Source organism: Candidatus Poribacteria bacterium (assembly GCA_028820845.1).
Classification (GTDB): Bacteria; Poribacteria; WGA-4E; order WGA-4E; family WGA-3G; genus WGA-3G.
Genome location: JAPPII010000099.1, coordinates 1 through 14,618, shown reverse-complemented (window position 1 = coordinate 14,618; position 14,618 = coordinate 1). Strand labels below are relative to the sequence as shown.

Below are 14,618 nucleotides of genomic sequence, written 5' to 3'. Positions count from 1 at the left end.
CGTGTGGGCTTCCCCGTTTGGCATTCCTCGGATGCCGACAACGGCGGCATCGTCCAAGAGTAATCGTTAAAAATGTGTGGGCGGTTCAAGTTCTTTCAATTCCCACAAGATGTGTCCAAATTCAAACGCACCTGCTGCGTCACCTCTGATAAGTTCCGCGTCAATTCCCCAAGCGAGTTTATAAGCCGCGAGAATTTGCGTTAGTGAACTTTCCACGTTCCCGTGGCAGAGCAAAGCAACAGTGCCACCCCCACCGCCACCGGTAATTTTAGCACCGTAGATGCCGCCTTGTTTCCCGATTTTCCGAGCGATATTCACAAGTCCATCGACTTCGGGTGAACCGAGTCCAGCCAAGTCGCGGTAGCTGGCGTTGGATTCGTACATGAGGTTCCCCGCTTCTCCGAGGTAGTCTGGCGTGTGTGTTGGATCTTTATCCACATTTTTTAGAGCCGCTATGAATTGCTTAACACGTGCGTTTTCATAGATGGCATGTTCCACTCGGTCTTTTACAACATACAACTTTTCGGGTACAACTTGCGTGGCGGTATCCACGGTTTCACCGTACTTTTCGAGAAATTCTTCACCGTGCATCTCTTCCGGTAGTAGGTGTTCGCACTGCTCATGGAATTCCTCCACAGAGAGGTTGCAGAGGTAGTTATCTGCTAATCTCTCTGATATTTTTTCAACCGCATCACTGTCGCCAGAACTGGACATGTCTGATGTATCGGTGTCCGATGCGAAAGCTGCTTTGAGGATAGCCAAGCCCATAAAAGTCCCGATGCGCGTGTCTACGTAGGCGGTACTCGTTGTGCTTCTGCGGACTTTCGTGTAGATACCAATAAAACTCACACTTGATGGGCATGAGACGAATTCCAGATTTAGGGCATCGCTTGCAAGCCCATCTTGCAACGTGTCCGGTTGACAAAGAATTGAGAGAATTTTTGTTGACCTACCTGCAACAGAAGCTACCTGGTCCATAATACCACACGGGGCACCAACGATCTGATTTTCAACAGTTTGTGCAAGCCTTGCTATTTCCATCATGCCCAACTCTAAATTGTAGAGTTGATTCAGTGCCATCAAGGTCGCCACCTCAATGGCTGCAGAGGAGGCAACCCCACCGCCCATTGGAATACTGCTGTTAATCACAATTGTGGCACCATGTGGGAACTGATGGATCTTTCCTTCCTTAAGGAGCACATGAAATGCGCCGAGTATGTATCCTGCCCAAGCAGTCCTGGGTATTTTGTTAAAAAGTTCTCGAACTTCTGGGTATGTCTTAAGAGTCCTATTACTGTAGAAGTTATCGAGTGAGACATGAAAGTTAGGGGTCAATTGACTCTCCGTGCTGAGTGTAACGGCGCAGAGGTTTCTATCTTCTCTGGCTTGGCATGCAGCAATTGCGGTTCGGTTAAGTGTCATCTCAAAGACATTAGCACCGCAGTAATCAGCGATACCCCCCATAATGTCGAGCCTTGCTGGTGCGCAGGTCACAATCAACTGTCCGCTTTTTTGTAAACCGAAGGAAAAGAAAAGATCAGGAGAGTCGTCCTGTAAGAGATATTCCAACTCAGAGACCTGAAAGGGTTTCACTTTGGGGCCATGGAGTTGTGCAACTTTCATCTGTCTCTCCAGTTAGGATGTCTTTGTGATCGTATTACTGGCGACGCCTTTCTCAAGTGCGGAACAAAAAATCCGGTCGAATGAATTTGATTCCAATTTTCTTGCTATCGCTTTAAACAGGTTCCAAATATCCTTGGAAGCAGAAGCAATTACTATATCATGTTATGCCAATTGGGTTAATTTATCAAGTCTTTTTCCACGCAGCGTCATTCAGTTTCCAGAGTCCGCGCCAGGCTACTCTTAAAAAAACGGACATCTAAGGATTGACGACCCTAACCTCTTCACCATCTTTCAGAGAATGCTGACCCGCTGTAACGACGGCTTCGCCTTCCATGAGACCACTCAGAACTTCAACCACACCGCCTTGCAAAAGTCCTATCTCCACCGCACGACGGCGACTGACATTCTCTTCAATGACGAAGATGTTCTGGGTTTTGGTATTCGCATTCTCAATCAGGGAAACACGCGGGATCAGCAGCGCATCCGTGTGCACTTTGATTGGCACCTTGACTTTCGCAAACATACCGGGTTTGAGTCTGCCTTCAGGATTATCGATGCGCACCTCAACACTTGCCGTTCGTCGCGCAGCTTGTAGTGTCGGACTAATGAAAGTAATGCTGCCTGACATCGGTGTGTCTATGCCGTCGATTTCTATGGTTGCCTGCTGATTGAGTGTCAATGCGCTGAGTTGGGTTTCAATGACATCAACATTGGCTATCACTGTATCAATATTGACGATCTCAAAAAGCGGGGCTGCAGGGAGTGCCATTCCTCCTAAATCCAAGTGGCGTTTGGCGATAACCCCGGAAATCGGCGCGTAAATCGTCGCATCTTTCAGGCGTTTCTCAGCGAGTTTGAGAGCAACTTGTGTTTGTGTGCGTGCTGTTTTTGCCGATGTAATTTCTGCTTCCCAACTTTTTGCATCCTCTAAGGCGTTGGCAGCGATTAGTCCTGCCTGTGCCGTTTCGAGTTGCGAGCGGGCAAGTTCAATGTCTTTTTCCCACGTTTTTGTTTTGGCTTGTGTCTGTGCCAAGCGTAAAGAAGCTTCGGCTTGTTGGACTTGTGCCTCCATCGCTTGGATGTCCTCAATACGAGCACCATTATCAATGAGTTGGAGCTGCTCTGTGGCAATCTTATGTTGTGCCATAGCGATGTCCAACTGCGTCTTCGCACTTTCAAGGGATTGCTGACTAATCGCCCCATTTTCAAAGAGCTGAGTCATTCGTTCGTGGTTGCTTTGAGCGTTGGCGAGGTTCGCATCGGCTTGGTTCAGACCTGCTACTGCTTGTCTGCGGTCTTCTGCGCGGGCACCCCTTTTAATCTTCTGCAAGTTCGCTACAAGCGAGTCTAATGCAGCCTCTGCTTGCTCTATTTGTGTGACGGTTCGGATTTCAGAGAGATCTATTACCTGTTGGAGGGCGATTTCTGCAGCCTCAAACTGTGCCTTGGCTTGCGCAATTTGTGTATGCACGCGGACTTCGGCAAGCTGCTTCGCCTGAGAGTAGGCGGTTTCCGCAGATTCGAGGATCGCTTCGGCTTGTTGCACCGCAAGTTGTAACTCCTCGTACTCAACAGTGCCAAGCGGCACGTCTTTTTCTACTCTATCCCCCTCATCTACGTTTAAGGTGATCAGCCGTCCGGCAATCTTCGGATACACACTGACTTGCGATGCTGCTTGAATTGTCCCGGACAGTTGGTATTCTAAACGAATCTCACCGCGTTTCGATTTAGTAACTTCTACAGGTTTGAGCACAATCGCTTCGGCTTGTTGAGGGACTGGGTTTTGACGTTGCGTGAACCTTGGCACGGCTAAAATCACTGCAATCACTAATAATATGCCGATAACGAGCAGGACTTTCTTCAATTTTTTTTCTCCTATAGACATGGCACTCGCTGGAGTGCTTTAGAGGCATGAATATTTTTCTTAGGGGTCTCTTGTATTTCGGTTTCTATTTTTTATTCTAACGTTTGTCCTACAGATTTTTCCAGTCTCGCCAAACCGACAACGTAATCGTGGTGTGCCTGAAGACGATTGACTTCTGCTTGCGCAAGGGCGAGTTGTGTGTCCGTCAGCGCAACAGTCGTGATAATGCCATTTTGAAACTGCAGATTCGCAATACGGACGCTTTCTTGCGCCTGCGCAACCGCTTCACGCTGAACTTCTATAAGTGTTTGGGCACCAAGAAGGTTCAGATACGCAGCGCGAACTTCAAACTCAACGCCTGTCTTGAGTTGGGTGCCACCTAACTCAACCTGTTTGAGAACAGATTCAGTCTGCTGCACCGCAGCACTCGTCGCAAAACCGTCAAAGATCGGGATATTAATTTGAAAACCGACGCTCCAAATCCGGTTCATTTCCGTCAGCCTTTCATTCTGGGAGATTTGGTAGTTTGAGAACAGACCCAGATCGGGAAGTCGCCGCGTTTTGGCGATGTCAATCTGTTTACGTGCGGCTTGTTCACTCAGTTGCGTCCGGTGCACCTCGGGGCGATTTGCCAGTGCTTGTTGGATTAATTCATCGAGATTGGGTGCCAGCGTTTGATGGTCTTCCGGTATGGCAAGCGTGCCGTTGACGGTTACATCCTCAGCAAGTGGGATGTTCAGCACTGTTTTGTAGGCGTTTTTGGCGTTACGTACCCCGTTTTCGGCGCGAATGAGCGTTGATTGGGCGTTAGCGAGTTGAACCTTCGCACGGAGGACGTCAAAGTTGGTCGCTGCACCCGCTTCAAGCGACGCTTCCGCGATAGCAAGCTGCTCTTCAACAAGCGAAACACTCTGTTGTGCTACCCGCACGAACTCCTGTGCAACCAAGGCACCATAGAAGGCTTCGGATACGTCTAAACGGAGTTGATTGTAAGCAGCATCAACATCACGCTGTGTTGCTTCATAGTTAAGTTTCGCTGCTTGATACCCGTAATAATAACGTCCCCAAGCAAAGATCGGTTGTGTTAAATTGACGGCACCTTGGACGTTGTGGTGTGCCCCAAACTCCAGTTCAATCAAATCGGCTTCGTTATCCGCACTGGGGGTTGGCATTTCGTTCATTCCACCACCGGGCATTGGAAATCCGAAGCCACCCTCGGCTCGAATTACTGATTTTTGGACATCTTTAAAATAGGTGTAATTACCGTTCGCTGTGACTCGCGGTAAGAGTCCTCCCAAAGCAGCACGCGCTTGTGCCTCAGCGGCTTTCAGGTTTTCCTCAGCCGTCTGAAGCGTCAAATTGCTCTGTTTAGCAATTTCAATACTCTCTTCTAATGTCAGAGCTTTGGGTGCTTGTGCTATAGCAGGGAGGTTTAGTAGCAGTAGTAGCAAGGCTCCACCAGCACAGACAGACTGGCAGAACCGGAGTGGATGCATTATGTTTGTGTCCTCCAAGTTGAGTAAAGGCGAACCAAAGTTCCAAAGTCTAACTAAAGTTGGGAAGTGTTCTAAAATTGCACGAAACCAAACATAACTTGCAAACTTTAGAACACTTCAAATTTGCAAACTTTGCTTCATCCTTGTGTGATATGAACAGTTTCTAATAGTGGATAATTGTTGTAGCATCGCCAATTGCCCAGATTTGACCGCTTGGTGTCTGAACGAGGTCCCACAACTCACTTTTCGTCGGTGATTCTTGCATCAACCAAGTGACACCGCCATCGGTTGTATGGAGGATTGTACCACCTTCTCCGGCTGCCCAACCTTCGTTCGCATTGAGGAACAGAATAGCGTTGAGGTTTGCTTGCGTCGGGACTGTCTGGTCGATCCATGTTGCGCCACCGTCCGTTGTTGCCATAATAGCGCCCTGATCGCCAGCGATCCAAGCCGTCTGTTCGTTAATAGCATAGACATCGTTCAATTTCGGTCCTTGCAAGATGGAACTCCACGTTTGTCCACTATCCACGGTATGTGCGATAGTTCCGGCATCCCCGACAAGCCAACCGACTTTATCATTGACGAAATGGACACCATAGAGGTTATTAAATCCTGTGCCTGTCATCATTGGGTCCATGTCTTGTCCGATCCATGTTTGTCCAGCATCGGTGGTATGCATAAGTCTTCCGGTTTCTCCGACAGCCCATGCGTGTGTTGCCGTGCCAAAGCTGAGTCCGTAGGATCCCATTGCGCTGCGCCAACTCATCATGCCTTCAAATATGATTCGCTTAGCAGTGCCGTGACCCTCATCACCCGGATCACTAACCCCGTGCCACGTTTTTCCACCGTCAAGTGTTTCCGCCAGTGCTGCGTTGCTCCCGACAATGTACCCTCTGTTCGCATCCACAAACCCAACACCGAAGAGTTCAAAGACGTTCCCACTAATTTGCGGATTCCACGTTTCGCCGCCATCGTTGGTGTGCAAAACACTCCCTGACAAGCCGACTGCCCAACCGAGTTTGTCGTCGTGGAAATAGGCACTCCGCAAGTGACTGGAACTGGAGATAACCTTCCAGGTGTCTCCACCATCGGTTGTGTGTAGGATGGTTGCGTCGTTGCCGACCATCCATGCCTCCGTTGGACTGAGCATGTGGACACCTTGTAGGCGAGAGGCGACGGGTCGCGGCTCAAGGGGTGCCCAAGTCGTGCCACCATCCATTGTCCGAAGAATTACACCGAATTCGGCGGCGGCAATGCCGGCTTTTTCATCGGCAAAATGGACATCCCAGACAGGTTCAGGCATACCGTTAGAATTCGGGACTTTGCTCTCTTGGACTACCCAATTGGAACCGTCAACTGTTGCAACAACGGCACCACCCGCCCCGACTGCCCAACCGACTTTATCGGTGAGCATGGAAATTGCATCAAGTGTGTTGACGGTCGCGCTCGTCTGAAATTCCCATGTCATCCCACCGTCTTTTGTGTGGAGCAGGGTGCCACCGCCACCAGCCGCCCAACCTATTGTAGGACTCACAAAGTCGATACCTTCAATTGTATTGTTAGTATCAATCTCCTGTTTTGCCCATGTTGTGCCGCCATTCTTCGTACTGATGATGAGACCACCATCGCCGCTTGCCCATCCATGTTTATCATCTGCGAAAGAGACCGCTAACAGTGCCGTGCGGGTCCCTGTATTCTTCTTCATCCACGTTTGCCCACCATCCGTGGTTTTCAGGACTGTCCCATCGTCTCCGGCAACCCAACCCGTTTGTGTGTCAATAAAGCGGACTTTCTTTAGCACAATGTCGAATGGAAGTGGTTGACTCGGTTGCCTGTTCCATGTCGCGCCACCGTCGTTGGTGTGTAGGATTGTCGATTTACTGCCTACAATCCATCCGTGTTGTGCGTCCACAAAAAAGATGTCTGAAAAATGCGCCTGCCAATCCGATTCGCTCACTTTCACCCATGCTTTTTCCGCAAGCGCGAACTGCACGGTGCCCAGTAAGAGCAGGGCTACGAAAATAAATAATATCTGTTTTCTCGATTTCATCAAGTTTCACAGCGTTAAAACCCACGCCTTGAGGTGTGGAGTGAACGCCGACCTCCTTACTTCTTAGAGATGGGCTTGCAAGCAACGCCCTTCGTGTTAGATAGTGCTTTGTCCTGTCCAAAAAACCGTGAACTGAAGTTAATATGCTTTGTTCTATCTTATATACTACCACTACTTCGTAATTCGTGTCAACTGAAAAGTAGGGTTTGAGAATTGGATTGACGGTAGCCCTAAACGTGTGGCATAATAATAAGTGGATGAGGTCCAAAAAGGTCTCGCGAATCTGGGCAATTCGGTTTGTGGAGACAGAAATATCTAAATCTGAACATAGAGGATAAAATAATATGTTGCTGAGAATATCGTTTCTAATTTTGTTTACTGCTTCTTTTTTTATAGCAGTTCCGTTGACTTACGCACAGGATCTCTTGGACGGTGTGGTAAGTTATTGGTCGTTTGATGCAGATACAATCGCGGGTGGGACTGTTGGGGACCTTTTAGGTGACAACGATGGCGAACTTGAGGGGAATCCAAAGGCGGTTGCTGGTAAGATCGGGGATGCCCTTGAATTTAACGGTGAGAATTCTGTTCACATTCCGGGAACTGCTTCTTTAGAGTTTGCCGGTGAGGACGAGATGAGCGTTGTTGCTTGGGTGAATCCGGACAGTGATAGTCCTGTGAAAGGCGTCGTTGCTGGGTGTTGCGGGACTATTGTTGCACAACGTGATGTAAACGGATGGGCATTGCGGTTTGATGGTAGAAATGCTGGGCAAGAGATGGAATTTATTGTTCAACCCGGTTGGCAAGGAGATGGCGGCTTTGGCGCGCCTAAATTCGCGAAAGGGTCCTGGCACCATCTGGTCGGAGTCGTCGCGGATGACGAGATGTTTCTCTATGTTGACGGTGAGTTGGAGAAAGATATGACTTATAACGGTCCGATGGCTACAGGTGGTTCGGAAACTGAAATCGGTCATGCAGGTGATGGCGGTTTTGTCGGCATCATTGACGAGGTACTCATTTACAACAGAGCTCTCTCCGCAGATGAAGTTAAGCAGATTTTTGAGTCGAAGGATCTGTTATCTGTACAACCACAAGGCAAACTTGCAACCCGTTGGGGACAAATCAAGTCAGCGTTTTAAGGTGATCGCTATCGTTTGAGAAAGGAGAATGTATTGATGGAACCCGTAAAAGTAGGTGTAATTGGGTGTGGTGTCATTGGAAGCAGACACCTGAGCATTGCATCTAAGGCATCACACATTGAGTTGGTCGCTGCGGCAGATTTGATTGAGGCGAATAGGGCAGCTGCTGAACGCTTCAATCCGTCCAAGGTGTATGAAGACGGTAATGATTTACTTAATGACGATGAAATTGAAGCGGTTGTTCTTGCATTTCCGACGCAGTATCGGACTAAAGTAGCCTTGCGGGCGTTCGAGAAAGGCAAGCACGTTCTGATTGAGAAACCGATTGCAATGAATGCTGCTGAGGTTGAACAACTCATCGCTGCGCGCGGAGACTTGGTCTCAGGATGTTGCTCTTCGCGGAGTCGCTTCAATCCAGCGGCTCGACTCGCAACGCAGCTGATCACAACAGGTGGTTTGGGAGCACTTCGGACTGTCCACTGTCGCGCCATTATGGGATGCCGAGAGAAACCCGACACACCGAGACCTGCCTGGCGACTTACTAAGGCTCTCAACGGTGGTGGTATCTTGGTTAATTGGGGATGTTACGACCTCGACTATCTGCTCGGTCTTACGGGGTGGCAGCTCAAACCACAAAGCGTATTCGCACAGACATGGACGGTGCCGTCAGTATTCCAATCGCATATTGCCCCCGGTTCCGATGCCGAAACGCACTATACTGCCCTTATTCGGTGTGAAGACGACATTGTGCTGAGCGTAGAACGCGGTGAATTCATGACGATGCACTCACATGCAGATTGGGAAGTGATCGGGTCAGAAGGTTCTCTGAAGTTAACCATGCGTGATGAGGAGCCAGAAAACGTTATCTATAATCGTACAACAACAGAGGCGGGTGTGGAGTCTACAACTCTCGCTGAAGCCGGTGATGCACCCGAATCACTACATAGCACGCCGTTGTCTGATTTCGCTGCTGCTATCCGGGAAAACCGGCAACCTCTGACAAATTTGGAGAATTCGCTTGTCGTTCAAAAAATAACGGACGCTATTTATGCCTCTGCAGAGACAGGAGGGGTCATAAAGATAGGGGGATAAAAATGAGATCTGTCAAGTATTTGATGTTGTGCAGTATTTGTATGAGTCTTATAGTTGTCTCGTTCGGTAACGCTGAAATTAATCTTGACGATTTTGCTGGTGTGTGGCTCTTTGATGAAGGTAAAGGACAGGTCGTTAAAGACCTCACCGATAATGGAAACGATGGAGAGTTTGACGGGCCCAAGTGGATAGATGGACAGTTCGGCAAAGCCTTGGAATTCGATGGAAGCCCGAAATACGTCGTTATTGAACATAACGACCTTTTCAACTTTGAGGATGACGACTTTACCGTCGGGTGTTGGATGAACTCGGAGAATAAAGACGCGTATGTCGTCATCAAACGGAACGGTGGTGCCGGTTTCTGGGCAATGAGTTCAAGCATTGATAGGGACACCGGCTTTTTTATTTTTGAGGGTGGCGGACAGCATATTGACGACGGTAAAACCGATATTGTTGGAAACGGTTGGCATCATACCGTCGCTGTTCGCAGAAAAGGTGTTATTTCCTTGTATGTGAATGGCGAAAAAGAGACAGAACGGAACGTCGGCGCGACTATGGATAGCCCTGCTATTCTGAAGTTCGGTGGCTGGGGCAGCGAAAACCTCATCGGCGGATTGGATGAAGTTTTTGTCACTAAAAAGGGTGTGGCATTAGAAGAAGAGGACATTCAACTCTTGGCTGAAGAGGGGTGGGAGGTCGCTTTGGAGGTTTCCGCAAAAGGGAAAATGGCGACTACATGGGCAAGACTGAAAGCCCAATAAGTGGCATCTATATTTTATGGTAGATCCTAAAAATAAATATACACTTTCGTCCCAGGCCCGGTAGGTGCGGTTTGTAACCGCACCGGTGCAGAGTGTCCAATTAATTCTAATATCTACTATAAGGCGCGCTTTACACAGCGCGCCTACACTTATTAACGTCCGGGATCTAAGGATTTCCTAACCTCACCAACTCTAATGAATTTATGCGAAGAATTTGCTGGCAACTTCGGTTACGAAATTCTTACCCATAACTCGGTAGCCTTCCGCATCGGGATGTAGGTCATCTGGAAGCAGATGAACGTAGTCCGCCCCGAATACACTTAACCCATCAACGTAATAGATGTGCTTATCCCCGTGTGCTTGGAGAGCTTCGGCAGCCGCTTGTACCTCTTCACGCATCCCTTTCAGATGGAATCCTACGGCGTTCGGTGTTGCCTCCCGCGGTGGCGAGCAGATAGGGGACATCAGGACGAGTGGTATATCTGGGTGCTTCTCACGGACAATTTGAACCGCACCGATAATCGCAGGACGGAACGCCCGCGGTCCCAAACTGGACGCACCTTGAATGTTGATACCCAGACACATTGAGATATAATCAGCAGGTAAATCACGAATCATTCGCGCCACCATTGCATCGAGATGGCACTGCCCGCCGTAACCGAGACAGGTTAAATTCAAACCACTTTCACGTGCAACAATCGCTGGCCACGTCTGTGTGGGTGATGCTGCTGTCCGACACTGCGTGATGGAGCTGCCATAAGTTATCCACCGAGGTCGCGTATCAGTAAACGCCTGCAAGGTTGCTCCATCATCTATCTCCAAGCTGCGGAGTTGAAACTGTCCGAATTGTGGCAGCCATAATTCAATCAGTTTTTTCCCATTGGACAAGCCTTCAAAGCTGAAGCTGTCTTTCTGTGTTAGGTCAAGCGACGCTACGACTTCACCGTCACAACAGAGGTCAAGTATACCACTTTCATTTTGTGGCATAATATTGCCCGAAACCCGTGTGGTATTGCTCTGGAAGCTGATACGAACCCCTGCGGGCATTGCTGAGCGTTCAAGGAGCGGTTCCGGGAATAGAACGTGCATCGGGTGCGGTGTCCGCCATGGCATCACCCAGTCTTCAGTTTTCTGTAGGGAGACGCTTCCCTGCCAAGTCAATTGTGGCGCATCTGGCTTCAGTTGCATCGCTTTCCTCCTATATTTGTGGGTACTTACATTGCATCGACGACAGCGCGGAGTTGCCGTATACCTTTCAACATATCTTCGGGTTGCCCCCAGTGTTCAATGCTTGCTGAACCAGTGAATCCGTCAGCAGCTAACGTCTTCAGGATCTGCTCATAGGTCAATTCCGTGTCGCCGATCGGATTAAGGTTTTTCTCGGTATTCGGTTTTACATGCACATGCCGCACCAATCCTTTGATATGGGCGTACCCTTCCGGCAAGGGATTTTCTCCGCAGTGTAACCCGTTGTTAATGTCCCAACAAGAGGTGAGGGCTCGGCTATTTCCGAGCGCGTTGATGACAGCCCGTGTCTCTTCGCAGCTTCCAGCGAGACACGCGCTTTCGTTTTCAAAGCAGAGCGTAACGTCAGCACTCTCTGCTACGGGAACAACAAGCGCGAGTTTCTCGACGATGCGCTCCATATAATCGTTAATATCTGGACGCGGTGCCCCTTTAATGCGGCGGTTCGGATTCCAGAACGTAAACCCACGGATGACTTCGGTATCAAAGGCGTGTGCTAATGTCACCATCCGGTCGAAGTGCTTTCGGTGTTGATCATACTCTTCGGGATCGTCGATGGCGCATTTCCCGAAAGGCGACCCAACACTGGCAACTCGGACATTATAAGTGCTGAGTACATCTTGAACGCGGCGGACATCGTCATCGTCGATTTCGGTTACATGTTTACCCCAAACCCCGCCGCGGACTTCAACAGTGTTAGCACCGGCTTCAACGCCGAGCTTGATGGCTTCCTCAAAATCGGTTTTAGAAACTTCGTCAGCAAAAAAGCAGACATCAATCATAGCAAATAGGCTCCTTTTGCAATTTATAATTCGTTTAGTTCTGCGAGAATATGGTCAGGACCCGTGCGATTTCCAACAGCATCCAAAAATTTCGATGCGATCCGACCCTCCTGATTAACAATGTAAGTCGCTGCACGCGCAATATCCGGGTCGCTTGGATCAATAACATTATAAGCGGTAATTGTCACTTTGTCTGTATCCACGAGCAGCGGATACGTGATTTTAAGAGTCTTTCGTGTTGAGTCAACAAGCGTTAGTGGGTCGGCACTGATTGCTATGAGTGCCGCGCCTTCGGCTTGGATGTCTTCGTAGCCTTCTTGCAACTCACCGAGCTGCGCACGACAATTGGCTCAGGTGCCAGTGCGGTAGAAGACAATGACGAGATTCTGTCCGCGATATTGCGAGAAATTGTGGGTCTTTCCTTTGCTATCTGGCAACGAAAAATCAGGTGCCAATGCACCGATATCCAATCCTTCGCCCTGAGGAAGCTGCTCAGCTGCCTCCTCTGGTGCGGTTATAATTTGTGTCGTCCGTTCGGCGTTGTCGCAAGCGAGACATAAGGAAATGACCGCCACTATGACTAAGAAACCAACTGAATTGCCGGTACTCAGGAACGGGATATATCGTTTCGGATTTATGAGATGAGTTCTTATCGCTTTGGATTTCATGTTTCACGTCTCCTTCAGACGATATTCGGTTTCTTCGATGCCATCGTATTAGTCCTTAGCGGGTGGAAACGGTTGAAAAGGTGCGTTAGTTTCGATCCACTTCGGAATGGGTTCCGGTGGAAATTGTGTGCAGATTTCACCGTTTTTCATCGCCCATTTGGCGTTAGGAAAGTGGCGTTTGTTTTTCTTGGTGATCTCTGGATTTGTCAGGACACCAGCAATCGCAATACGGCTCTTCTCACTCGGATTCGGTGGGCTGTAATGCCACATACTACTGTGCCAAATGACGGCATCTCCAGTATCCAACGCAATATGATGTACGCCGTGTTTTTTAATCATTCCCGGAACGACTTTGCGCGGAATTTCGCCATGAATGCTATCGGCATATAAGACGTGTTCAACAACCTCAGTTTTGTGGCTACCCGGAATGAACTGCATGCATCCATTTTCCCGAGTTGCGGGTTCAAGGGGTATCCAGATATTGAAAGACTCCGTATCGCCATCGCGCCAGAGTCCATTGTCTTGGTGCCACGGCGTTGCTGCACCTGTGTGCGCCGGTTTCAAAAAGCAGCTGTTGAACTTCACAATGATGTTATCGCCAAGAAAATAGCGTGCGATGTTGAGTACTGTGGGCCCGGTATGAATGTTGTGCCATATCAGTGGTGATTCGACACAAAAGTTAGCGAGTTTCCGAAAGCGTGCGATACGTCCTTCTGGTGAGTCCTGCATCGGATCCATGGGATCGTAATCGGCGAACTCGCCAGCGTTGGGTAGCATAAGAACGTTGCGAATGACACCACGGAGTTGTGTTGCCAAGTCTTCTGAGATAACATTGCGTTCGATAAAATAGCCTTCAGTCTCGTACTGTGCTTTTTGTGAAGCGGTTGGTTGCCATTGCGTCATGGTTGTGTTACCCCTTTGAAAGTGGAGAGCGTACTCTATGCGTCAAACTTCAGCGGTTCTTGAGTTGTCCCCAGGTTGTTGTGAGTAAACCGTTGGGTGAAACGGGTAGAACTGCCTCCACACCTTTCATCAGTTCTGTAACTTCTGCGTCTGTAATGCCGCGGTTAAAGAAGATAACTTCGTCCAGTCTACCGAGGAATTTCTCGCCACCGAAAGTACCGAAAAGTAGTTCACCCGCCTGATCTACGTCCCCGCCTTGTTTAACAGCAGATTCAAGCGTGCCGTCTACATAGAGTTTCATCTCGTTTCCATCGTAGAGTCCAACGATGTGATACCACTGTTCAGGTTCAATAACAGATGTTCCCCACACCCCGCCGGTAAAACCGCCTCCCGACCAGATACCAAAAACATAACCGCCTGGCACTCGTTCAGTTAGTGATTGGACCTCCAATAGGTAAGAACCGTTGCGTCTAATAGCGGTATCGGAGACCCCTTTGTTCATATAGACCCACGTTGCAATCGTCATCTGATCTTTGAAATTGAGACTATCAGAGGGTTCAACAGTCACAACATGCGGCGGTTCAAATTCCAAGGCACCGCCGAATTTGCCCTCTGCCCATTTCGCGCCCGTAATTGCCCCATCGTTCCCGTTGCCCGACGTATCCGCAGTGACACCGCCTTTACCTTCATCGAAGAGCCAGATGCCAACGGCATCATCTAACAGATCCGCAGAAAGAGGAACAGTTACTATGCACAAGCCGGTAATAATAGCGATCCAAAATATCTGTTTCATTATACCTCTCCTCCCTTGATGATATACAAGTTTAGCACACAGCAAGAAATGCGTCAAATAGTTATCAGTGGGCAGCGGGCGGCTGTCAGCAGTAAAGTTGAATATTTTTCTATCTTTGACGTTTAGGTTTGATTGTCCTGTTGAAGTCTGTTATCAATCTTCCCGTCAAGACCCCATGCTTTAGCTTGGGGATGTAGATGGGCAA

Annotated in this window: 12 protein-coding genes; 3 read left to right on the top strand and 9 right to left on the bottom strand. The window is 48.9% G+C overall.

Annotated elements, in window-relative coordinates:
• Positions 1–66: 66 nt before the first annotated feature.
• The 4 genes from OXN25_18010 to OXN25_17995 all read right to left on the bottom strand — a co-directional run bounded on the left by OXN25_18010 (position 67) and on the right by OXN25_17995 (position 7,033).
• A complete protein-coding gene (locus OXN25_18010) occupies positions 67–1,623 on the bottom strand; it encodes a hypothetical protein (GenBank protein ID MDE0426750.1) in 1,557 nt (518 codons plus the stop codon).
• A gap of 256 nt (positions 1,624–1,879) precedes the next feature.
• Positions 1,880–3,487, bottom strand: coding sequence for an efflux RND transporter periplasmic adaptor subunit (locus OXN25_18005; protein ID MDE0426749.1), 1,608 nt, complete (start codon positions 3,485–3,487; stop codon positions 1,880–1,882).
• Between the two features lie 92 nt (positions 3,488–3,579).
• On the bottom strand, positions 3,580–4,983 hold the full coding sequence (locus OXN25_18000) for a TolC family protein (GenBank protein ID MDE0426748.1): 1,404 nt from the start codon (positions 4,981–4,983) through the stop codon (positions 3,580–3,582).
• A gap of 163 nt (positions 4,984–5,146) precedes the next feature.
• Positions 5,147–7,033: a YCF48-related protein gene (locus OXN25_17995; GenBank protein MDE0426747.1), complete on the bottom strand. Its 1,887-nt coding sequence runs from the start codon at positions 7,031–7,033 to the stop codon at positions 5,147–5,149.
• Positions 7,034–7,437: 404 nt separating this feature from the next.
• Here OXN25_17995 and OXN25_17990 point away from each other — a divergent pair, with 404 nt between their 5' ends.
• The 3 genes from OXN25_17990 to OXN25_17980 are packed head-to-tail and all read left to right on the top strand — an operon-like array spanning position 7,438 to position 10,022.
• Complete coding sequence (locus tag OXN25_17990; GenBank protein ID MDE0426746.1) at positions 7,438–8,169, top strand: LamG domain-containing protein; 732 nt, start codon at positions 7,438–7,440, stop codon at positions 8,167–8,169.
• Positions 8,170–8,205: 36 nt separating this feature from the next.
• Positions 8,206–9,261 (top strand): Gfo/Idh/MocA family oxidoreductase, encoded by a 1,056-nt coding sequence (locus OXN25_17985; protein ID MDE0426745.1) that lies wholly within the window; start codon positions 8,206–8,208, stop codon positions 9,259–9,261.
• A gap of 41 nt (positions 9,262–9,302) precedes the next feature.
• The gene (locus OXN25_17980) at positions 9,303–10,022 is read left to right on the top strand and encodes a hypothetical protein (protein MDE0426744.1); all 720 of its coding nucleotides are present in this window, start codon (positions 9,303–9,305) and stop codon (positions 10,020–10,022) included.
• A 201-nt stretch (positions 10,023–10,223) separates the two neighbouring features.
• On the opposite strand, the gene OXN25_17975 is transcribed toward OXN25_17980, so the two are convergent.
• The 5 genes from OXN25_17975 to OXN25_17955 are packed head-to-tail and all read right to left on the bottom strand — an operon-like array spanning position 10,224 to position 14,413.
• Positions 10,224–11,210: a GDSL-type esterase/lipase family protein gene (locus OXN25_17975; protein MDE0426743.1), complete on the bottom strand. Its 987-nt coding sequence runs from the start codon at positions 11,208–11,210 to the stop codon at positions 10,224–10,226.
• A 26-nt stretch (positions 11,211–11,236) separates the two neighbouring features.
• A complete protein-coding gene (locus tag OXN25_17970) occupies positions 11,237–12,049 on the bottom strand; it encodes a sugar phosphate isomerase/epimerase (protein ID MDE0426742.1) in 813 nt (270 codons plus the stop codon).
• A 23-nt stretch (positions 12,050–12,072) separates the two neighbouring features.
• Positions 12,073–12,717: a peroxiredoxin family protein gene (locus tag OXN25_17965; protein ID MDE0426741.1), complete on the bottom strand. Its 645-nt coding sequence runs from the start codon at positions 12,715–12,717 to the stop codon at positions 12,073–12,075.
• Positions 12,718–12,765: 48 nt separating this feature from the next.
• Positions 12,766–13,620: a phytanoyl-CoA dioxygenase family protein gene (locus OXN25_17960; protein ID MDE0426740.1), complete on the bottom strand. Its 855-nt coding sequence runs from the start codon at positions 13,618–13,620 to the stop codon at positions 12,766–12,768.
• A gap of 49 nt (positions 13,621–13,669) precedes the next feature.
• Positions 13,670–14,413 (bottom strand): LamG domain-containing protein, encoded by a 744-nt coding sequence (locus OXN25_17955; protein MDE0426739.1) that lies wholly within the window; start codon positions 14,411–14,413, stop codon positions 13,670–13,672.
• Positions 14,414–14,618 lie beyond the last annotated feature (205 nt).

Bases quoted from the DNA above. Each gene is read 5' to 3' on its own strand.
- OXN25_18010 (MDE0426750.1), bottom strand. From the start codon at position 1,623: ATGAAAGTTGCACAACTCCATGGCCCCAAAGTGAAACCCTTTCAGGTC.
- OXN25_18000 (MDE0426748.1), bottom strand. From the start codon at position 4,983: ATGCATCCACTCCGGTTCTGCCAGTCTGTCTGTGCTGGTGGAGCCTTG.
- OXN25_17995 (MDE0426747.1), bottom strand. From the start codon at position 7,033: ATGAAATCGAGAAAACAGATATTATTTATTTTCGTAGCCCTGCTCTTA.
- OXN25_17985 (MDE0426745.1), top strand. From the start codon at position 8,206: ATGGAACCCGTAAAAGTAGGTGTAATTGGGTGTGGTGTCATTGGAAGC.
- OXN25_17980 (MDE0426744.1), top strand. From the start codon at position 9,303: ATGAGTCTTATAGTTGTCTCGTTCGGTAACGCTGAAATTAATCTTGAC.
- OXN25_17975 (MDE0426743.1), bottom strand. From the start codon at position 11,210: ATGCAACTGAAGCCAGATGCGCCACAATTGACTTGGCAGGGAAGCGTC.
- OXN25_17970 (MDE0426742.1), bottom strand. From the start codon at position 12,049: ATGATTGATGTCTGCTTTTTTGCTGACGAAGTTTCTAAAACCGATTTT.
- OXN25_17960 (MDE0426740.1), bottom strand. From the start codon at position 13,620: ATGACGCAATGGCAACCAACCGCTTCACAAAAAGCACAGTACGAGACT.
- OXN25_17955 (MDE0426739.1), bottom strand. From the start codon at position 14,413: ATGAAACAGATATTTTGGATCGCTATTATTACCGGCTTGTGCATAGTA.